Raw genomic sequence first — 20,429 nt, forward strand, 5'->3', positions numbered from 1 at the left:
TGCCGCTGGTTTATGCGTTCAAGCTCACTTCCTACGACTGACGTTCCGTCTCAACAGTCGACATGTCGAGGCGATGATTTGACCTCATCTGCAACTTGCACACAGCGACGCAGGCCCGGACGCACGCGCCGCGTCGTGAGAACATGCACGCCGTGGAGACGCAAGCGTGCGCTGCGCACGACGCAGCCAGTTCAACGCACGACCAATCCCATTGTCTTACTCTGCCAGTTCGCGTCGGACCGGATAACGCCAGCCGCTGATCGCCGCGAACGGCGAGCGCGCGTAGATCCATTGCAGGCGTGCATCGCCATCGGCGCGGAATGCGGCATCGCTGGCGAGCTTGCGGTCGAATTCGGCGCGCAGTGCGGCGTCGTGTTGCAGCAGCCCTTCGGTGAAAGTCACCAGCTCGGTGCCATACAACCCGCTGTCGGGACTGCCGGCATTGCGGAAGCGCCCACTGACCAGTAGCGAATCGCTGCTCTGCGGTTCGAGCAATGCAGCGGCCAACATGCGCATCGGTTGATCGGCTGGCACGCGAACGCTCCCCGCCGGGAAGGTTTCTTCCACGCGGCTTGGATGCGGTTGTTGCGTGTCGGCGTCCTTGAGGATGCGGATCTGCTGCACCACGCGTGTGCGTGGCTGCGACAGACGCTCGTGGCGGATGCCGTGGGCCTTGAGCAGGTCCACCACGTCGTCGTTGCCCGGTGGAATCCACCACGCCAGTGGATACTGCACCGCCTGCGTTTGCCGGTAGCCAATCACCGGCATCGTCCAAGTTTCATCGCGGCCTTCCCAGCGCAGCTCCTGGCGACCGGAAACCGGCGACAGCGCACGGGTATAGCTCACTCCCTTGAACGGTACCTGCGCTATCGGCTGCGGCAGGCGTTCCCATGCCACCATCAGCTCCTGCGGCCGCGCCGCGCGATCTGCCTGCTTGGCTGCTGCGATGGCATGCGCATCCCGGCCGACCAACCGCAGCGCCGCTTCCAGCAGCACGTAATCGCCGAGCACGCGTTGCCGATACGACTTCAGGTGGTGATTTTCCACCAGCACAGTGGGAATGCCGGCGAAGTCACCGTAGCCGGTGGAGTAGCGCGGGCCTTCCGGCGCGTGGCGCAGCCCGGAGCGCGGGTTGTCCTTGTCGACCAAGCTGGGGTAGATGGCGGGGGAATGGCCTAGCTTGCGCAGTGCGTCGCTGACCACCGGCGTGAAGCGCTGCTGCAGCCAGTCGGCGGTGGCACGTGAGCGCGCGTAGGTACCCCAACCGGCGTAGGTAAAGGTGATGTCATATTGATGATCCAGCCCATCGCTGACGTGCAGATCCAGATATAACGCCGGGTCGAGTGCGTGCAGCAGCGCCACCATCGCACGCGTTTCCGGCGCTTCCAGCGCGAGATAGTCGCGATTGAGGTTGAGGCCGCGCGTGGTGCTGTTCCAGCCCATCTGTTGCGGGCCACGCAGTGCTGCACCAATCAGCGGGCCGCGCTGTTCGTGCCCGTCGATATTGAGGATCGGCACGAAGACAAAATCCACATCGTCGAGCAGGTGGTCCTTGCCGCGCTGTGCGATATCGCGCAACAGCATCAATCCCGCGTCCTTGCCGTCGATCTCGCCGCCATGGATGCCGGCCTGCGCCAACACCACCGGCTTCCCGGGCTTGCCCTTGTGCGCACGGACCAGCAGCAACTCGCGCCCTTCGCCCGTTTTGCCGAACACTTCCAGCGTCAACACCGACGAGGCGGCGACCAGGCGCTCCAGCCATTCACGCGTCTGCGCATAGCTGGGCGTGCTCGCAAAATCGCTGCGTTCCACCGGGGTGCGCCACGGATCGCCTGGCCCGGCAATGAATGCTTCGCTTGCACCCTGCCACGCGCGCACCGGCGGTAGCAGCGCGGTGGTATCGATGGGCTGCGCGCCGAGCTGTGCGGCACTGAATAGCGCTGCGAGCAGGACGGTGGCGGAGGCAGCGTTGATGCGGCGCGTAGCGCGACTGACCGTAGGGCACGTGTTCGGTTGCGATGCCAGTGCGTCGAACAAAGGAGGATGCACAGCGGTCGTACGTGGATCGGGGCTCATGTGGGGCGTCGTGATTCCGTAGGTAGAGGCTGCAGTGATGACGCGCGAGACGGGTGTAGCGGTCTGCGCAAAGACATTGGGCGCGATGGACAGCGGCTGTCCTGATCAAGCGTGTCGGCCTTGACCAAGCGCGTTGCACGGCGGCTATGACGATGCCTGGAAATGCGAGCGCAGCGTGGTGCTGTTTGCGTAATATTGTAACAAGTATGTCGGCGCCCTCAAGGCAGCGGCACTGCAGTTGGAGTCTCACGGACGGCACATCCGACTCACTTTGCGAGCACGCACGCACACCAGATTGCCTCGAAGTAATCGCAGCCAAGCTCCCTCTGCACTGGGAGAAGGTCTGGGGTAAGAGGCCGCCGGCCAGCAGACAATCGCTCGCAGATAAGCGCTTTGAGCGGCGCTATCGCAAAGCCCCAATGCTGCAATAAGCCCACTCATGCAACGCTTGTTACGTGTGACGCCGAACCATCCTCAAATCAAGGTTGCCGACATGCGCGTCAACGCAGTCCAGCAACTACAAACTCAAGCAATCCGAGCTATGTGATAACGTATCACTTTGCTCGCCCACCCCATGCCATGCTCCCAAACCTGCAGCCAAACGCCGCGATTTCCATCCACGATCTGCACGTCGCCTATGCCGGGCGCGCGGTGGTGAAAGGGCTGAATCTGCACATCGCGCCCGGCAGCGTGTACGCGCTGCTCGGCGGCAACGGCGCCGGCAAATCCTCCACCCTGTCGGCACTGCTGGGCTTCGTCAAACCCGTCTCCGGCAGCGTGCGGGTAGACGGCATCGACCCGGTCGCCGCGCCTGGCAAGGCACGCGCGCGGCTGGCGTATCTGCCGGAAAACGTCGCGCTCTATGAGCATCTGAGCGCGCTGGAAAATGCCGACTACTTGCTTGCGCTCGCAGGGCAGCGCTGCAGCCAGGCCGACATCGGCCAGGCGTTCGCGGCCGCAGGCTTGCAGCGCGAAGCCTGGAGCCAGCGCCTTGCCGGATTTTCCAAGGGCATGCGCCAGAAGGTGGCCATTGCCGTGGCCACGCTGCGGCAGGTGCCGGTGCTGTTGCTGGATGAGCCGACCTCCGGTCTGGACCCGCGCGCCATTGCCGACTTCAACCATCTGGTCAGCGGCGTGCGCGAGCGAGGTGGCGCGGTGCTGATGGTCACGCACGATCTGCTGGGTGCGGTGGACGTGGCCGACCGGATTGGATTTCTCGAAGACGGCCGCATCGTCGAAGACCTCGGCGCCGGCGACAGCGGCTTCGATGTGCGCACCTTGCACGCACGCTTTGCACGGCCGCAGGAACGCGCTGCATGAGCGTGCATGCATGAGCCCTGTGTGGTTGGTCGCGCGCGAAGAGCTGCGTTTCATGGCCCGCAATCGCTCCGCCGCCATCGGCGTGGTGTTGCTGATGCTGCTGACCTTGGTGGCGGCTTTGACCGCCGCGCATCACCAGCGTGAGGTCACCGAATTCCGTGCGCGTCAGCAACAGGCTGCGCAGCAGGCCTTCGACGCGCAGCCGGACCGTCACCCACATCGGGTGGTGCACTACGGTCATTTCATCTATCGCCCGTTGCCGGCCCTGGCCGCGTTCGATTCGGGCGTGGATGCCTTCACCGGCAACAGCATGTTTCTCGAAGGCCATCGTCAGAACACCGCCAACTTTGGCGATGTGCGTCAGAGCTCGCTGCTGGTGCGCTTCGGTCAACTGACACCGGCCTTCGTACTGCAGGTGCTGGCACCGTTGATGCTGGTGTTTCTGGGGTATGGCGCGGTGGCTCGCGAACAGGAGACCGGCACGCTGCGCGTGTTGCTGCTGCAGGGCGCCACGCGCCGGCAACTGCTCGGTGGCAAATATCTCGCGCTGGCCGCCGTGGCCGGCGTCTGTCTGTTGCCGGCCTTGGTCGGCCTGATACCGATCGCGTTGCTGCCGGGCCAGGCGGTGCTGGTCGCGCTGCTGGTGCTGGCCTATGGCGTGTATCTGCTGGTGTGGTGTGGCCTGGTGTTGGCGGTGTCGATGCTGTGCCGGCGCGGCCGCGATGCGCTGCTGGTGTCGCTGGCGCTGTGGGTGTGGCTGGCCCTGCTGGTGCCACGCGTGGCGCCGGATGTGGCCAGTGCAGCGTACCGGTTGCCCACGCGGTTGGAGACCGATGTGGCGATCCAGCGCGACCTGCGCACGCTCGGCGACAGCCACAACCCGGACGACCCGCACTTTGCGCAGTTCAAACAACAGGTGCTGGCGCGTTACGGCGTACAACGGGTGGAAGACCTGCCGGTCAATTACAAAGGGTTGCTGGCACTGGAAGGCGAGCGGCTCACCGCCAGCCTGTTCGAACGCTACGCGGCGCGCGATGCACGCATCCAGCAACAGCAGAATCTGCTGGTGCGCACGTTTGCCTTGCTGAGCCCGACGGTGGCGTTGCGCGAGGTCTCGATGACCCTGGCGGAAACGGATCTGCGCGCGCACGAACGCTTTCTCGCACAGGCCGAGCGGTACCGATACACGCTGGTACAACAGCTCAATCAGCTGCAGGCCGATGCGGTGAGCATGGCCGACGACACCGCGCAGGATGCCGGTGCCGATCAACGCAAGCGCATTGCGTCGGCGCATTGGCAGCGCATTCCGGTCTTTACCTTTACCCCGGCGTCCAATGCCGACGTCGTAGGCGTGGCAGCTGCGCCGCTGGGTCTGATTGCAGCGTGGATGCTGGCTGCCTTGTGCATATTGCTGGCCGCCGGACGGCGCGTGGGAGTGGCACGCTGATGGTGCTGTGGAAATACGAAGCGCTGTTGTTGCTACGCGCGCGCGCGGCCGTGGCCGGATTGCTGCTGCTCACCCTGCTGACGGTATGCAGCCTGCTCTCCGGGCAGCACGTCATCGATGCGCAACGCGCCAACATCGCACGCATCGAACCGCTGCAACAGGAAGACAGCGCGGCAGTGGAAGCGTATGTCGCGCGCTCCAACGATGCCGGCAGCGCGGCGTACTACAGTTTCCACCCGACCTGGGACACGCCATCGCCATTGGCCTTCGCCGCAGTGGGTATGCGCGATGTGTCGCCGTACATCTTGCGGATACGCGCGCTGGGTCTGGAAGCGCAGATCTACGATGGCGACAGCTATAACCCCGAGCTGGCGCTGGCCGGGCGTTTCGATTACGCCTTTGTACTGGTGTTTCTGTTGCCGCTGTTCGTGATTGCGTTGCTGTTCGATCTGCGCTCCGGCGAGCGCGAGGCCGGGCGTGCGCGCATGTTGGCCGCATTGCCAGGCGCGGGCACCGCCTTGCTGGTGCGCCGGGTGGTGGTGCGTGCGGTGGCGGTGCTGGCGTGTTTGTGCGTGCCGTTCGCGATCGCTGCAAGCTTCAATGCGGTGCCGTTGCTGCAGCAACTGGCAGTACTGGCGCTGACCTGCGCCTATCTGCTGTTCTGGGTGCTGCTGGCGGTGGTGGTGGGTCGCATCCGTTGGCGGCCGGCCGCGCATGCGACAGCGCTGGCCACCTGTTGGGTGGTGCTGGCGCTGGTGGCGCCGGCCTTGGCGCATGTGGCGATCAATCAGGCAGTGCCGGTCAATCAGGGCACCGAAATTGCGCGGCTGCAACGCGAGGCGGTGAACCATGCCTGGGATATTCCTCGCCAGGCCACGTTGCAGCGGTTCTACGCAGGCAATCCACAGTGGGCGGATTCGCCGCCGTTGACCGATGCGTTTCACTACAAGTGGTATTTCGCCTTCCACGAAAACGGCGATCAGCAGGTCGCCCCGCAGGTCGCCGCCTATCGTCAGGGCTTGCTGCGCCGCGAAGCGCTCGCGCGGCGCGTGGCCAGTGTGTTGCCGCCGGTGGCAATGCAGGCCGCGCTCACGCGCTTGGCGCACACCGATCTGCAGGCGCAACTGGCCTATCAGGATCGCATTCGCGCCTATCACCAGGCATTGCGTACGTTCTATTACGGGTATCTGTTCCGCGACCGGCCGTTTACACGCGACGACTTCCCGCGTGCGCCGCGTTTCGACGCTGCCGCCAAGCCGGCGCCGCAGGGCAGCTAGGCGCGGCTAACGAAACAATTGCGCTCCGCGCCAGGCGTGCGCGGTCGATGCCCGGTGTGGCTCGCGCAACTCGCAGGCTCCGGTTCCACGCGCGCCGTCCACACTCACCCAACGATGGCTCGATCAGTTTTTTACCCGCTCCCAGTAGTCGCCAGGACGTGCGCCTGCGTTGCGCGTCGTGGAAGGTATGCCGGGGCCTAACGATACAGCTCGATGCGATCTCTCGATCGATCGGGGTCTTCTATCAGCCGCGTAGACGATGCAGCGTCGGCGGCTCGATCACTATGCTTTGACGCTAGCGCCGCATGACGTGTGGTGGTCGGTAAATACCTTGCACAGTGAATGACGCAAGCACCGCAATCACCCAGTGCTGCGCCGCTTCGAGGTGCCACTACGGCTGCGCTTCTTGCCGGCGGCCAGCGGTGCGGCGGTTTCGTCGGCCAGCACGCCGCCGTGTTGCATCTGCTCCAGCCACGACAACGCATCGACATAGCCGAGGAAGTGCTGCAGATAGCCGGGCGAGCGTTCGCGCATCAGGGTGATGCAGCGATGCACCAGCACGCTGGAATTGAGCGGGCCGGCATCCTTGGGGGCGTCCTGCAGCGATTGACGCACCTGGCTGGCAGTACGCAACGTGGTCCAGGTGCGGCGGAAATCGTCCAGCGCCGGCAGCTCCGGAAACAGCTGCGTATCGGCGGCCGCGGTCTTTCTGCTGTCCACCTCCATCAACGCGGCGTGACCTGCCAGCTGGTCGGTCAGGGCACCGAGCGGGCTACGCTGCGTTGGCTGCGACGCAACGCTGGGCTTCGTGCCGCGCGCAGTTTTTTTGATGGTGGCCGCATACGCATCGACCAGGCCGGCAAGCGTTTGTTCCAGTACCGCACGCACTGCATCGGCCTGCGTTTCCGCACGCGTCGCCAGGGTCTGCATCAAATGGAAGCGCACCGGGTCCAGCCGATCGGTGCCCTGACTGCGCCACCGCTCCAGGCGCGCGCGTGCGGATGCCGGCGTGCTCATCGTGTAGCGGCGGCCTGCGTGGGCGCGGCGCGCTGCGCACCGGACGGGCGCGCGATCGGGGCGATCTCCACGCGGCGATTCTTGGCGCGGCGCGCCTCGTCGGCGTTGGAGTCCACCGGTTGCTGCGCGCCGAACGCCGCAGCGAACACCGATGCGGCCGGCACGCCTTCGGCGATCAGTGCACGGGTCACGGTGAGCGCGCGTTGCGCGGACAATTCCCAGTTGTCGGCATAGCGGCGATTGCCGCCCAGTACCGGGCGGTCGTCGGTAAAGCCGCTGACCATCAGCAGTTCCTCGCGCGTGCTCAGGTACTGCGCCAATGGCGCCGCAAGCGACTTCAACACTTCGCGTCCTTCCGGCTGCAGTTGATCGGAGTTGAACGCAAACAGCACGTTGCCGCGAATGCCGATGCGGCCATCGACCAGCGTGACGCGGCCGGCAGCCAGCGGTGCGGCCAGCGCCTGTTCCAGGGTCTTGCGGCGCTGCGCTTCGGCCTGGCGCTGTTTGACCTCCTGATCGAGACGGCTGGACAACTGCAGCTGCACGCCGATCACCCCGACCAGGATCAGCACGAACGCGCCCAGCAGCACCGACATCAGGTCGCCGAATGCGGCCCAGATCGGAGTGCCCGATTCGCCGTCGCTTTCGATCTCGTCGCTCATGCCGGCTCCGTTGCGCCGGCATCGCTGCGGCGGCCCTCAAGCTGGCGCAGTTCTTCGATGATCTGCTTCTGCGACAGCATGCTGAGGTCGACCACCTCACGCGCCTGCGCCACGTAATACGCCAGCTGGTCGTCGCTGCGCGCCAACGAAGCATCCAGTGCGGTGGCCACATGTTGCAGACGTTCGTTGAGCTCGCCGGTGGAGCTGCTGAACAACTGCACCGCCATGCCGAAGGCTTCGCCCAGGCTGGCCACTTCCACCGCGCTGCCGCTGACGTGCGCGGCCACCGCACCGAGCTTGCCGGTTTCGCTGCCGATCTGTTCGGTGAGTTGGCTACCCACGCGCTGCAGCAGATCGGCCGAGGTGGTGACCAGCGCATCGACGGCTTCGCGTTGTTCGGTGGAGGCGTGATTGACCGCATTGAGCAAGGTGTCCAGCGTGGCCAACAGGCGGCTGCGTTCTTCCAGCATGGCGGTGTCGCGCACCATGCTTTCCGACAGGTTCTGGCGCAGCTCGGCCACCACATCGGCCGCGGCCTTGGGCGCTTCGGAGGCGATCTGCATCAGGCGCGAGACCTCGGCAATCGTGGCGCTGGTTTGCGCCTGCGCCTGCGTGGACAGTTCGCTGGCGGTGCTGGCCAGGGTGTCGCAGATGGCCTGCTGTTGCTGGGTGACGCGCTCGCCGGTCTGTTCCCACTGCGTGGCCAAGGTGGCGCTCATCGCGGTGAAGCGCTCGCTCCACACTGCAAGACGCTGCGCATCGCGCGCTTCCAGCGCGGCCTGCAGCTCGGTGTGCGAGTGCTGCAAGGTGCCGACCAGGTCTGCGGCATGCGTATCGAAGCTGGCGGTTGCGGCGGCCAGCGCGTTCTGGTGCTGGGTGGCCAACGCGGCGCTGGCGTCTTGCTGTTGTGCCAGCGCGTCGCTCCAGGCAGTGGCGGTCTCGCTGCTGGACTGCTCCATGCGCTTGGACACCGCATCCACCAGCGCGGTCGAACGCGCATCGAAGGTGCTGGCGAACTGCGTCAGTGCGTTCTGCAAGTCGTGCGTGAGCGTGTGATTGGCGCGCTGCTGTTCGGCCACCGCAGCGATCCAGGTGGCTGCCGTGGCGGCGGTGCTGGTCTCAAAGCCGCTGGTCAACCCGTCCAGCTGCTGCTGCACCGCCTGCTGCACGCCGTGCTGCAAGGTGGTGGTCTGCTCGGCAAGCTGTTCCAGCGTAGCCTGCAACTGCGTGCCGAGCGACTGGGTGGTGCGTTGTTGTTCGGCAAGCACCGACGCCCAGGTGTCGGCATTGGCGGCGGTGCTGCGCGCAAAGCCGTCATCGAGTGCGCGCAACTGTTGCTGCACGGCGGAGCCGACGCTGTCCTGCAGGGCGGTGCTGCGTTGCTCGACCTGTGCCAGCATGGCCTGCATCTGCTCGACGAGCGCCTGCTGCGTACGCTCCTGCGCGGCCAGTGCCGCCTGCCAGTGCTCGGCCGCAGTGCGTGCGCTGTCCTTGAAGCCGGCGTCGAGGCCATGCAGTTGCTGCTGCACCGCTGTGCTCACGCCTTCCTGCAATGCAGTGGTGTGCTGGGCGATCTGCGTAAGCGTGGTCTGCAGCTGCGTGTCGAGCGCCAGCTGTGCGTGTTCCTGCGCGGCAAGCGCGGTGGTCCACTGTTGCGCGGCGCTGCTGGCACTACGATCGAATCCGCTGCTGATGCCGTCCAGCTGCTGTTGCACAGCCTGGGTAAGCTGCGCGTGCAGCGCGGCGGTGTCGCGCGCGATGCTGGCCATGGTGGTCTCCATCGCCGGCTGCAACGCCGCGCCAACCGCGCGCGCGCTGTCTGCAACGCCGGCCTGCAGCGATTGCTCCATCGAGGTGGCCAGCCGCGTGTAGGCGGCTTCGGTTCTGGCATGGAACTCGGCCTGCTGTGCGGCCAGACGTTCGTCGGCGGCAATGCTCTGCTGCTCGATGCTGCCCATCAATGCCTGCAGGCGATCGATCAATGCCGGCATCAACGCGCTTTGTTGCTGCTGCAGCTTGAACACTTCACCGCGCTGGTGCGCGTCCGAATGCGGATGCAATTCGGACGCGATCTTCAGATCCAGTCGCTGCACGGCCTGCAGCCGCTCGCGGCGGCACAGCGCCGACAACAGACCCAGCATGGCCGAGGTGGCAACACCGGCGATGGAGGTGCCGAAGGCGAATGCCAGGCCTTCCACCGGTGCCGCCAGCGACCCGCGAATGGCCTGCAGGTCGGTGGCGCTTTGCAGCGCAAACCCGGTGCCCTTGAGCGTGGCCATCATGCCGAGCAGGGTACCGAGCATGCCCAGCAACACCAGCAGACCGACCAGATACGACGTCAGCACCGGCGCCGGCAACGCCACACGCGCACCCTGGATGCGCAGACGCACCGCATTGCGCAGGCTCGGGTGCAGCTGCTCCAGCCACGCGTCCAGCGCCGACGGCGCGGCGGTGAGCCCGGTCACTGCGGTATCCAGCGTGGCGCTGGCCTGACGATAGCGATACAGCTCCAGCGCACCGGCGAGATAACACGCGCCGATCAGCGCCGCGACGCAGGCGCCCAACGGGTTGTTACCCAGATAGCCGAACCCGACCCAACAAACCGCCAACAGGCCGACAAGAAACACACACACGTGTACAAAATTTTTGAACATGACGTCCCAGTTAGCGGGTACGAAGCGCTGCAAGCAGGCCTTCGATCGGGTGAAAACGAACATCCAGTTCGGCGAGCAACACGCTCTGCATGTCTTTACGAAATACATCCAGCCAGCCATCGGACACCGCGCGCGGCGCGATCTCCTGATCGGTTGGCGCGCTGTGCGCGTACGCGGCCTCGCGCAGGCGGTCGAAATGCGTGCCCAGCAGGCCCGGCACGGTGTTCAACAAGGTCTGCTCGCGCGGGCTCAAGGTCAGCTCCATCACCGCATCCACTTCGGCCAGCCGTGCCATGTCGCTGGACACCAGCGCCAGCAGGTCGCGCAGCCGCCCACGCAGATCGCCGGTGGCGGTGCGCATGGCACGCTGCATCGCCAGGTAGTGCTGCCGGAACGGCGCGTAGTCGGGCACCGGCGGCGCTGCCTCCGTGTCCGTCGTAGCGCGCGCTTCGCTGCGCAACCGCGCGACCAGCGCATCCAGATCGGCCACGCTGCTGGTCGCCAGGCCAGCGCGCACGCGAGCGCAGGCGTCGGCATCGAGCGGACGCGGTTCGGGCAGGTCGTCGATGTCGGGCAGCTTGCCATCCAGCGCCTTGGACACGGCCACTGCGCGTGTCCAGTCGATCCACTGGCTCAGCCGGTCGGCCAGCGCATGGTTGGACTGGGCGACGCGGACATCGCTGAGGCGTGCGAGCAGGCGAATGAACGCCGGGCCCGAGAGGGGCGCCCGTGGAGCAGCTTTCGCCATTGTTCCGGTCAAAGACCGCGCATTTTACACGGGAATGACAGCGGGTCGGCCGGCGGCACCGGGCGTGCGCTGCGGTGGCTGGTGACGTTCATGGTTGGGCAGAACTGCGGTCAGGGTGGTATTCGGGAGTCGGGCTGTGGCGGCAGGTGACTGGCCGGAGCGTCGTCAGCGCAGACGCCCGCTGCAATCGGTCGAGCCGGCAGCATCAGGTGAGACGGTTGCGGCGCCTGCGCTTGCGCCGATTCATGAACGATATTCATGACCGCATGCCGCCTACATGGCATCGCGCGGCGCGCGGGTTTGCTACAACCACAGCAGAGCAGCCGGCGCCCGCCATGCAAGGCTGGCGTCGCGCGTCAGGCACTAGCCATCGCGTCCAGGCACTCGCCATCGCCGGATCTGGCGCCATCGCAGACCTGCCGCTGCGGCGCAGGCCGCCCGCACCCCTCAGGAGCATCCGCATGAAGTTCGACACTCCCGCAGGACCCAACCCCAGCGACCAACTCAAGGTGCTGGGCCAGCCGGTCGACCGCGTGGACGGGCCGCTCAAGGTGACCGGGCAGGCCCGCTACGCCTATGAATGGCACGACCAGCCCGGGCAGATGGCGTACGGCTACATCGTCGGCGCGGCGATCGGCAAGGGCCGTATCACCGAGATGGACACCGCCGCCGCACGGGCGGCGGCCGGGGTGATCGCCGTGCTCACCTACCAGAACGTGCCCACATTGGGCACCGGCGAGTTCTACGTGCAGCGGTTTCTGGCAGCGCCGCAGGTGGACCACTACCACCAGGCGGTGGCCGTGGTGGTGGCCGACACCTTCGAGCAGGCCCGTGCGGGTGCGGCGCTGGTGCGGGTGCGTTACGCGCGCGAGCGCGGGCAGTACGACCTGGCCGCCCAGCAGGCCAGCGCCCCGGTGGCGCCGCAGGCCCCGTTCGGTGGGCCGCCACAGACCGCACAAGGCGATTTCGCCGCCGCCTATGCCGCCGCGCCGTTCACCGTGGATGCCACCTACCGCACCCCCGACCAGGCACACGCGATGCTGGAACCGCACGCCACCATCGCGCGCTGGGAAGGCGAGCAGCTGATCTGCCACACCGCCATCCAGCAGATGAACTGGGGCACGCGCGATCTGGGCAAGGTACTGGGCGTGCCGAAGGAGCGCATCCGGCTGCTGTCGCCGTTCATTGGCGGTGGCTTCGGCGGCAAGGGCACGGCGCAGGCGGATCTGGTGCTGGCCGCGCTGGCCGCGCGTATCACTGCACGGCCGGTCAAGCTGGCCCTGCAGCGTCCGCTGATGTTCAACAGCACCATCCACCGGCCCGCCACCATCCAACGCCTGCGCCTGGGCGCCACCGCCGACGGCCGGCTGACCGCGATCGGGCATGAGAGCTGGTCGGGCAATCTGCGCGGCGGTCGCAGCGAGCCGGCCACCTTGTCCACCCGCGCGCTGTATGCCGGTGCCAACCGGATGACTGCGGTTCGGCTGGCGGTGCTGGATCTGGCCGAAGGCAACGCCATGCGCGCACCCGGCGAGGCGCCGGGGATGATGGCGCTGGAAGTGGCGATGGATGAACTGGCCGAGCGCGTGGGCATGGATCCGGTGCAGCTGCGCATCGTCAACGACACCCAGGTGGACCCGGAACAGCCGCAGCGCCCGTTCTCCACGCGGCCGTTCGTGGCCTGCATGCGCAGCGGCGCGCAACGCTTCGGCTGGTCGCAACGCAATCCCACCCCCGCCAGCGTGCGCGATGGCCGGTGGCTGATCGGCATGGGCATGGCCAGCGCCATTCGCGGCGCGCCGATCTCCAAGGCAGGCGCGCGTGCGCGACTGGATCGCAGTGGCACGCTGACCATCGAAACCGACATGACCGATATCGGCACCGGCAGTTACACCATCGTGGCGCAGACCGCGGCCGAACTGCTCGGCGTGCCGCTGCAGCAGGTGGTGGTGCGGCTGGGCGATTCGAGCTTTCCGGAAACGCCCGGTTCGGGCGGGCAGCAGGGCGCTGCCTCGGTCACTGCTGGCGTCTATGCCGCCTGCATGCAGCTGCGCGAGACAGTGGTGCAGCGCCTGGGCATTGCCGCAGACCAGGCCCGGTTTGCCGATTGCATGGTGCATGTGGGCGGCCGCGCCATCCCGCTGGCGCAGGCCGCCGAGCATGGCGAGCTGGTGGCCGAGGACGCCATGGAATACGGCACGCTCAAGCAGCAGTACGCGCAGCAGACCTTCGGCGCGCACTTTGCGCAGGTGGCGGTGGATGCCGACACCGGCGAAATCCGCGTACGCCGGCTGCTGGCGGTCTGCGCGGCCGGACGCATCCTCAATCCCAAGACCGCGCGCAGCCAGGTGATCGGCGGCATGGTGATGGGCGTGGGCGCGGCGTTGATGGAAGAAATGGCGGTGGATACGCGGCTGGGCCTGTTCGTCAATCACGACCTGGCCGGCTACGAAGTGCCGGTGCATGCGGATATTCCGCATCTGGAGGCGCATTTCATCGACGAGGTGGACCCCACCATGTCGCCATTGAAGGCCAAGGGCGTGGGCGAGTTGGGCTTGACCGGCGTGGCGCCGGCGCTGGCCAATGCGATCTACAACGCCACCGGTATCCGCGTGCGCGACTATCCGATCACGCTGGACAAGCTGCTGGCGCAGCTGCCGCGCAGAGCGGGGTAAGTGCAGAAGGAAAAAAGCGGTGTGGCGCCGGCCGATGTATGCACCGGCGCCAGTGCCGTCAGCGAGCACTCGCGCGTTGGGTTGGCGATGGAGGCGATGCATCAAGCCGCGGACGATGCATCCATGCGGTAGCTGCTATGCGTGCGATTGAGCGCACCTGACACTGCGCGCTGCTAACAAAACCAAGGTGCTCATCGCCAGGTGTGCGCGGCCGGTGCTCGATGCGCATGTGCCCTTCGTACACTGCGGTTCTGAGCACACCAGCCGCACCCACCTCACGACTGCTCGCGCCGTGGTGTAGTCGCTCTGATTGGAAGTTTTCCGCATCGATACCAATGCAGGTCGGGCAGCGCCAGATCACCTGCCATGTGCGTCTCTGACGACCGTGTGCCGGTGATCGCCCACTGACAAGCACGACCGTGCAGTTGAGCTGTGCATTGCTCTACGCAGCATAAAAACCGTGCCGTTGGGCGAGCCTGGGCGCGATAGACACACCGTTCCAGCTGCCTCTGTACCCGTCTCTCTAACCAATTCAGGTTGTCGCGCACCGTCGCCGAATTACTTCTGTTTTGTAAGGTGAACGGGTATAAGCTGCCGGCCGGGGAACACCCCAACGAGGAACGCAATGGACCACTCCGACATGCAAGTGTCCGATCTGCTGGTCTTGGAGCTGCAAGGGTTCCACGACGCCTATGGCAGTGGACCGGACTTCTGGGACGCCTATCAACGCATCATGGGCGTGGCGGCGCAGGCCGGCGGCAACATGATCAATCTGGCCAACGAAATGGCCTCACTGGCACAAGGGCTCGGCGCAATCGATCGCGCGCAGCTGCTGTAACTGCCTCTCGCGGTCTGGTGCTGGCGTGCGGCTGCCGCCACTGCACCGTGCACGTTGTGCCACCGTCGCATGCGTGAGGATCCGCGTGCTCACCTCATCTTTCTGTCGTTTTCACGCACGCCTGCTGTGCGCATTTTTACGGTTTGCACATCGATGGCACGTTCGTGATCTTCGCCGGTCACGCAGTGTCGGTCGGGGCGCTATCGCAATGCGCTGGGCAGTGGAGATGCGACGCGCCTGCGTTGCCCGCCAATGCAGCGGCGCCCCCAACCCCGTGCCGGATGCGGTGATCCGGCACCTCGTTGAGGAGCTAAGGTGTGAGCGAAACAGTCGAAGGCGTGCGTGTGCATCTGGTCGGTGGCCCGCACGATGGGCAGATGCTATGTGGCACGTCATTGCCGGGCGTGATGCTGCCGGCGGCGTATCGCATGACGCCCTGGCCGGGCGGCCAATCCGGCATTCATTGGCACCGTGAGCTCAATCTGGCTTGCGTGCATGGGGCGCTGGCGGCAGATGAAGTGTGTGCAGCGCTGGGTGCGCAATGGCGTCGCTATCTGGCGACACGGCGGCAGCAAGCCGCTGCAGGCAAGGGCGCCGACGTGGCCAACGGGTGCGCGAAGACGGCGCTGGCGTGATGACGGTGGCGCCGGCCGAGTGCGCTGCTTTCTGCGTAGGACACGCATTGTTGGCGACGCCGAGGACGCGTAGCGTGTTCGCTGTGGAGCGGTCGCGTGCATACGGCAGCCGGGCGCTAGACAAGGCGAGGTCGATTCACTGACTCAATGATTCGCGGGTCTGCATGTGGTGCGACATCCGCAGCGAATGCGCGGCGTCAAAGGCAAACGCAAGCGCAATGCCGTGCGCTTGGCGGGTGAGGCTTACTCCGCGTCGGCGGGCGCCTTGGCCGGTGTGACCACGGCGTTGTCTGGCGCGCCGCGCTTCTTCTCACGGCGCAGCGGCGTGTCGCCCAGGCGCTCAATCGCGCCACCGGATTGCTGAAACGCTTCCAGGTCGGCAGCCAGACGCTGTTCGGACAAACGCGGCTTGCCCGGTTGGTTGCTCACGGTCATCGACTGGCGGCGGGAGTTATTCATCGCGAATCCTCATGCGTTGTAGAGCGTCAAGGGGATGCCCCGCCGGCGCTGATCGTCGTAGGTGGCACGCACGTCGCGGCAGTACGGGCCGGACATGACAAAACGCCGACAGATCGCCGGGCGCGTTTCATAGATCGAGCAGCACATGCGCGCGGAATCGATCGCCACGCACCAACCTTCCTCATCGCGCGCCATCACGTGCCAGCCTTGCGGTGTCACGCTGGTCAGATGCTCGGGGATACGGTCGGTTGGATCGACCATGACGGTGAGCCGGCAACAGACGGCATCGCAGCGTTCGCAGAGATTCTTGATGGAAAAGGCCAGATTGAAGTGAAGGCGACACCGGGCTCCGGCCGCAGTTGCACCATACACCCTGCAAGCGGCCGGATGTGAACCGGCGCCCGCAGGGCCCGCTATGACCGCGCACCAAGCGACGTGCGGGCTGAGCGGCGCGTCTCGGCGAGTTGCCCGCCGGCAGCAACGCACGCCGGCGACTCGGCAAAGCGCGGATGCACCGAGATGACGGGCGGCATTGGCGCCTGGACGCGCCGCTTGATCGATGCAGGTGACTCGCTGTGCTGACCTTGGTCGTCACGGTCGCTGAGCAACTGGCCTGAAGAATAGGCCCGCGCCGCGTTGCCTTTGTCACGCCGGTGCGAAGACGGGTTTCACCCCTGCCATTGATGGCGCGCCGTAGCGTGGTGGTGTCCGTAGCACGCATCAGGAGCACTGCCATGAACACATCCAAGCAGCCTCCATCCGCGCACGACCAGCCCGCAGGTCACGACCAGGACCACAGCGCCAAGCAGAAGCAGGACGCGCTGCAGGACGAGGCGGTGGAAGAAACCTTCCCGGCCAGCGACCCGGTATCGCCGTTCGTGCCGGCCAAACCGCTGGACTGAGCGCGGCGATTACGACCACTCAGCTGCCGAGGAGTGATAAACGCTGGCGGCGATCACAACCAGGAAGGTCCGGTCACTGACCGGGCCTTCCTGGTTCATGTAGTTGGATGCGACGCTTACGGCGTCAGGACCACCTTGCGGCAGTCGTCCTGCTTCTTGTCGAACAACGCGTAGCCCTGCGCTGCATCGGCCAAAGGCATGCGGTGCGAAATGATGGCATTGGGCTTGAGCTCACCGTTGCCGATACGCTCCAGCAGGTACGGCATGTGTTTTTGCACGTGCGTCTGGCCCATCTTGAAGCTCAGCCCCTTGTCGAAGGCATCGCCCAGCATAAAAGCGTGAATGAATCCGGCATACACGCCGGGCACGCTGACCACGCCGCAGCGCCGCGTAGCCGCGATGCATTGGCGGATCGCCACGCCGCTGCTGCCTTCCAGCTTGAGGTTGGTGAGCGCGGTTTCGATTGCGCTGCCTTCGGCCTCAAAGCCCACCGCCTCGATGCTGGCATCCACGCCACGGCCGTCGGTCTGCGACACGATCACATCTGCCGGGTCGTCGATCTCGTCGAAGTTGATCGGGATCACGCCGTAGGCCTTGGATGCAAAGTCCAGACGGTACGCATGCCGGTCGACCATGAAGATGCGTTCTGCGCCCAGCATGCGGCAGCACGCCGCAGCCATCAGGCCCACCGGGCCGGCGCCGAAGATCGCCACCGTGGAGCCCTGCTTGACGCCCGCATCGACGACAGCCTGATACCCGGTGGGCAAGATGTCGGACAGGAACAACACCTGCTCATCATGCAGCGCATCCGGCACCACCAGCGGCCCGACGTTGGCCTTGGGCACGCGGACAAATTCGGCCTGCCCGCCAGACAAGCCGCCGTAGAGGTGGCTGAAACCAAACAAGGCCGCAGGCGGGCGCATGTCCTTGTGATTCAGCGCGGCGCCCTTGCCGGTATTGGTAGTTTCGCACGCAGAAAATTCTTGCAGCATGCAGTGGAAGCAGCGCCCACACGCCACCACGAACGGAATCACTACGCGGTCGCCTGGCGTGACTGCGGTAACGTCCGGGCCGACCTCTTCAACGATGCCCATGAACTCGTGGCCGAGAATATCGCCATGGCGCAGGTCCGGAATCTTGCCGCGGTACAGATGCAGATCCGAGCCGCAGATTGCCGTGGCGGTGACGCGCAAGATCAAATCATCGCGTTCGACCAAAACCGGATCCGGTACGGTTTCGACCCGCACATCGCGTGAGCCGTGGTAGTTGAGGGCAAGCATGTGGATCTCCTGAAGGCCGACGGGGCGCGGCAACGCAGAGCAGTGTTTGCATCCGGTCGTTAAGCCAGTCAGCACGGTGCGTGCGCACGGTGTGCACGCGCTTGCTCGACGACATCGCGTTGATGCGCATGTCACGTCTGGATAACCCGCGCGCTCGCAGGCTGATTTCACGCGCAGCACTGCGTTGCAACGCAACTGTGGTGATGCAACCCCGACAATTCATGATCGCCACGTGCGATCACTCAGGAGACAGGCATGGGACTTTTCAAGATGGTGACGGCCGGCGCTGTGGGTTATGTGGCATATAAAGCTTGGCAGCGTAGTCAGGGCCTCGCAGCAGACACGCAACTCGAGCAGGGCGCACGGGAGGATCGCCAAACCGCGCAATCTGCCATCGGGACCACGCCGCCGCACGGCGACCCGCTGCGTGCCAGTGTTGGTGATGCACGCGACCGCCAGCAGGCGCTGGGCGCGTTGGCCATCTTCAACGAGCAGGAGCGCACGCTAGCGCAGCTGGCCGTGGTCAAGGGCGTCGAAGGCGAACTGCTGGATTTCGCACGCAAGATGGATGAAGCGCATAGCGCTGCACTGACCGACCTCAGCCGTTTCGCACCAGACCGCAGCGGTCCGCTGGGGCAGGCCGCATCCGCGCGTTCGAAGAGCGCACGCGACCAGCTGCAAGCGTTGCACGGGCAGGCATTCGAAACCCAGTATCTGCAAACCGCTGTGCGCAGCCACGCGCAGGCACTGGAACTGCTGGACAAACAATTGAGCAGCGAGCCGGGATCCAGCGATCTGGGCAAGGAGCTGCAGCGCACGCGTGAAACCATCGCCGAGCATTTGGACCATGCCAAGGCACTCAGCGCGAAGCAGACCCAGCCGCACTGAGATCAGCTAGCAGTACTGCAGAGTAGCTAGGAAACGGCTGCGCCGCCGCCAGGTGGACGTGATCGCCACTCAGTGAGGCATGTACCACTCGTACAACCGATTCTGAAAGTATCTTCCACGCCCATCTGGCAGAAGTCCGTGACACTCTATTAGCCGATCTAGAGCCAGCAACATCGTGACGTTCGACCAGGGTCATAGGCGGGTGGTTTGTGGGTCAAGTGACCGTCGGACGCGAGTATTGAACTCCAAGGTGATCATCGCGCAGCGTAGATAAGACAGGCAGCCAAAGCTGCCTGTCTTTTTGACTGAAGCATAGTGAGCGACTGCGCCTTGTGGTCACCTGGCGCAACTGAAGCAGTGCGGTCTTGCATTGGATTGAATCGGTAAGCCGAACAATGTGCTTCTCATGCTGTCGCGCAGGTGCCGGCATGATTCGAAGCCAGCGGCAACCCTATCTCGGTCGAACAAACCCGCATCCCCTACGGGTGACGCGGGCGCGATCACATCACGCGCGCGTTAAAGCGTGACAGCGCCGCCGGAGATCGTCAGTAGCGTGCCCGAGGTGTAGCTGGCTGTGTCGGCTGCGAGCATGACGTAGGCCGAGGCCAGTTCCACCGGCTGCCCAGGACGTCCCATCGGTGTCTGCGCTCCGAAATTCTGCACAGATTCTTCGTCCATGCCGGCGGGAATGAATGGCGTCCAGATCGGGCCGGGCAGCACTGCGTTGACGCGAATCTTCTTCTCGGCAAGCACGCCGGCTAGGCCGATGGTGAGATTGGCCAAGGCACCCTTGGTGGCCGCGTAAGGCAGGATGTTGGGGGTCGGCTTCTTCGATTGCACCGATGCAGTGTTGATGATGGAACCACCATCTTTCATCAAGGGCACAGACAGCTGCACCAGGTTGAAGACCGCGTGTACGTTGGTGTCGAAGGTCTTGCGCCACTCGTCCAACGTAATGTCTTCGAAGTTTTGGAAATATTTCTGATAGCCGGCATTGTTGACCAGGATATCCAGACCGCCGAAGGTGCTGTTGACCTTGTCGATTAATGCGGCTGCCTGGCTAGGGTCGCTGATGTCGCATCCCACCAACAGCGCCTTGACGCCGGCTTTCTCGATCAGTGCTCCGATCTTGTCTGCATCTTCCTGCTCGTCGGGCAGAAATGCGATGGCCACATCGGCGCCTTCACGTGCATAGGCGATCGCAACGGCCGCACCGATGCCGCTGTCGCCACCTGTGATCAATGCACGCTTGCCCTTCAGCTGCCCATGGCCGACGTAACTGTCTTCGCCGTGGTCCGGGCGCGGGTTCATCTTTTCGGTGCGGCCCGGGAAGCTTTGCTGCTGGGGCTTGAATGGCGGGCGCGGGTAATTGGGTACGGGCATGATCGTCTCCTGACGGTGGATTCGCTGACGTGCAACGCGTGAGTGCTGCGCTGAAAGCCAGTGTGGGCATGCAAACGTAAACATCAGGACTAGGCGATGTCGGCAGCGCGTGTGCTGGCGACCCACGCGTGGGTGGCGCAGCTGTCTGTTCGGTTACGGTATTGCGTT

The 20,429-nt window shown here is 65.2% G+C and carries 17 protein-coding genes and 1 other RNA gene; 9 read left to right on the top strand and 9 right to left on the bottom strand.

The features are described 5' to 3' along the window. Window positions 1–216: 216 nt before the first annotated feature. Window positions 217–2,076 carry a M14 family metallopeptidase gene (locus ABQZ00_RS00665; protein WP_323537867.1) on the bottom strand — a complete coding sequence of 620 codons (1,860 nt, stop codon included), beginning with the start codon at window positions 2,074–2,076 and terminating at the stop codon, window positions 217–219. A gap of 579 nt (window positions 2,077–2,655) precedes the next feature. Here ABQZ00_RS00665 and ABQZ00_RS00670 point away from each other — a divergent pair. The 3 genes from ABQZ00_RS00670 to ABQZ00_RS00680 are packed head-to-tail and all read left to right on the top strand — an operon-like array spanning window position 2,656 to window position 6,120. After that, window positions 2,656–3,396: an ABC transporter ATP-binding protein gene (locus ABQZ00_RS00670; protein ID WP_323515039.1), complete on the top strand. Its 741-nt coding sequence runs from the start codon at window positions 2,656–2,658 to the stop codon at window positions 3,394–3,396. Window positions 3,397–3,406: 10 nt separating this feature from the next. Beyond that, complete coding sequence (locus tag ABQZ00_RS00675; RefSeq protein WP_323537866.1) at window positions 3,407–4,843, top strand: ABC transporter permease; 1,437 nt, start codon at window positions 3,407–3,409, stop codon at window positions 4,841–4,843. Then, complete coding sequence (locus ABQZ00_RS00680) at window positions 4,843–6,120, top strand: DUF3526 domain-containing protein (protein WP_323537865.1); 1,278 nt, start codon at window positions 4,843–4,845, stop codon at window positions 6,118–6,120. The genes ABQZ00_RS00675 and ABQZ00_RS00680 overlap by 1 nt, the downstream gene beginning before the upstream one ends. Window positions 6,121–6,480: 360 nt before the next feature. On the opposite strand, the gene ABQZ00_RS00685 is transcribed toward ABQZ00_RS00680, so the two are convergent. Genes ABQZ00_RS00685 through ABQZ00_RS00700 form a run of 4 tightly spaced genes read right to left on the bottom strand, consistent with a single transcriptional unit; the run spans window position 6,481 to window position 11,201 of the window. Next, complete coding sequence (locus ABQZ00_RS00685; protein WP_323537864.1) at window positions 6,481–7,137, bottom strand: DUF2894 domain-containing protein; 657 nt, start codon at window positions 7,135–7,137, stop codon at window positions 6,481–6,483. Continuing rightward, on the bottom strand, window positions 7,134–7,799 hold the full coding sequence (locus tag ABQZ00_RS00690; RefSeq protein ID WP_323537863.1) for an OmpA family protein: 666 nt from the start codon (window positions 7,797–7,799) through the stop codon (window positions 7,134–7,136). The genes ABQZ00_RS00685 and ABQZ00_RS00690 overlap by 4 nt, the downstream gene beginning before the upstream one ends. Beyond that, window positions 7,796–10,453 (bottom strand): DUF802 domain-containing protein, encoded by a 2,658-nt coding sequence (locus tag ABQZ00_RS00695; RefSeq protein ID WP_323537862.1) that lies wholly within the window; start codon window positions 10,451–10,453, stop codon window positions 7,796–7,798. The genes ABQZ00_RS00690 and ABQZ00_RS00695 overlap by 4 nt, the downstream gene beginning before the upstream one ends. Window positions 10,454–10,463: 10 nt before the next feature. Then, window positions 10,464–11,201 carry a DUF3348 domain-containing protein gene (locus ABQZ00_RS00700; protein ID WP_323537861.1) on the bottom strand — a complete coding sequence of 246 codons (738 nt, stop codon included), beginning with the start codon at window positions 11,199–11,201 and terminating at the stop codon, window positions 10,464–10,466. Window positions 11,202–11,662: 461 nt separating this feature from the next. On the opposite strand from ABQZ00_RS00700, the gene paoC reads away from it, so the two are divergent. From paoC to ABQZ00_RS00720, 4 genes are all read left to right on the top strand, one after another. Further along, window positions 11,663–13,876, top strand: a complete 2,214-nt coding sequence (gene paoC / locus ABQZ00_RS00705) for an aldehyde oxidoreductase molybdenum-binding subunit PaoC (RefSeq protein WP_323537860.1) — start codon at window positions 11,663–11,665, stop codon at window positions 13,874–13,876. Between the two features lie 227 nt (window positions 13,877–14,103). Further along, window positions 14,104–14,179, top strand: a non-coding RNA gene (locus ABQZ00_RS00710) — sX9 sRNA. A 322-nt stretch (window positions 14,180–14,501) separates the two neighbouring features. After that, window positions 14,502–14,714 carry a hypothetical protein gene (locus ABQZ00_RS00715; protein WP_055847794.1) on the top strand — a complete coding sequence of 71 codons (213 nt, stop codon included), beginning with the start codon at window positions 14,502–14,504 and terminating at the stop codon, window positions 14,712–14,714. A 317-nt stretch (window positions 14,715–15,031) separates the two neighbouring features. After that, window positions 15,032–15,349, top strand: a complete 318-nt coding sequence (locus ABQZ00_RS00720) for a hypothetical protein (protein ID WP_323537859.1) — start codon at window positions 15,032–15,034, stop codon at window positions 15,347–15,349. Window positions 15,350–15,592: 243 nt separating this feature from the next. On the opposite strand, the gene ABQZ00_RS00725 is transcribed toward ABQZ00_RS00720, so the two are convergent. Together ABQZ00_RS00725 and ABQZ00_RS00730 are read right to left on the bottom strand one after the other, a co-directional pair. After that, window positions 15,593–15,808, bottom strand: coding sequence for a hypothetical protein (locus tag ABQZ00_RS00725; RefSeq protein ID WP_055847800.1), 216 nt, complete (start codon window positions 15,806–15,808; stop codon window positions 15,593–15,595). 9 nt (window positions 15,809–15,817) lie between these two features. Then, a complete protein-coding gene (locus tag ABQZ00_RS00730; protein ID WP_055847802.1) occupies window positions 15,818–16,069 on the bottom strand; it encodes a YkgJ family cysteine cluster protein in 252 nt (83 codons plus the stop codon). A gap of 473 nt (window positions 16,070–16,542) precedes the next feature. Here ABQZ00_RS00730 and ABQZ00_RS00735 point away from each other — a divergent pair, with 473 nt between their 5' ends. Continuing rightward, on the top strand, window positions 16,543–16,710 hold the full coding sequence (locus tag ABQZ00_RS00735) for a hypothetical protein (RefSeq protein WP_323537858.1): 168 nt from the start codon (window positions 16,543–16,545) through the stop codon (window positions 16,708–16,710). A 116-nt stretch (window positions 16,711–16,826) separates the two neighbouring features. Here ABQZ00_RS00735 and ABQZ00_RS00740 read toward each other — a convergent pair whose 3' ends face one another. Further along, a complete protein-coding gene (locus ABQZ00_RS00740; protein WP_115562983.1) occupies window positions 16,827–17,990 on the bottom strand; it encodes a zinc-dependent alcohol dehydrogenase in 1,164 nt (387 codons plus the stop codon). A 255-nt stretch (window positions 17,991–18,245) separates the two neighbouring features. Here ABQZ00_RS00740 and ABQZ00_RS00745 point away from each other — a divergent pair, with 255 nt between their 5' ends. Next, window positions 18,246–18,878, top strand: a complete 633-nt coding sequence (locus ABQZ00_RS00745) for a DUF4142 domain-containing protein (protein WP_323537857.1) — start codon at window positions 18,246–18,248, stop codon at window positions 18,876–18,878. Window positions 18,879–19,394: 516 nt separating this feature from the next. On the opposite strand, the gene ABQZ00_RS00750 is transcribed toward ABQZ00_RS00745, so the two are convergent. Continuing rightward, entirely contained in the window at window positions 19,395–20,261 is an 867-nt protein-coding gene (locus ABQZ00_RS00750; RefSeq protein WP_323537856.1) for a glucose 1-dehydrogenase, read from the bottom strand. Window positions 20,262–20,429: the final 168 nt, after the last annotated feature.

The organism is Xanthomonas sp. WHRI 10204, from assembly GCF_040202875.1.
Lineage (GTDB): Bacteria > Pseudomonadota > Gammaproteobacteria > Xanthomonadales > Xanthomonadaceae > Xanthomonas.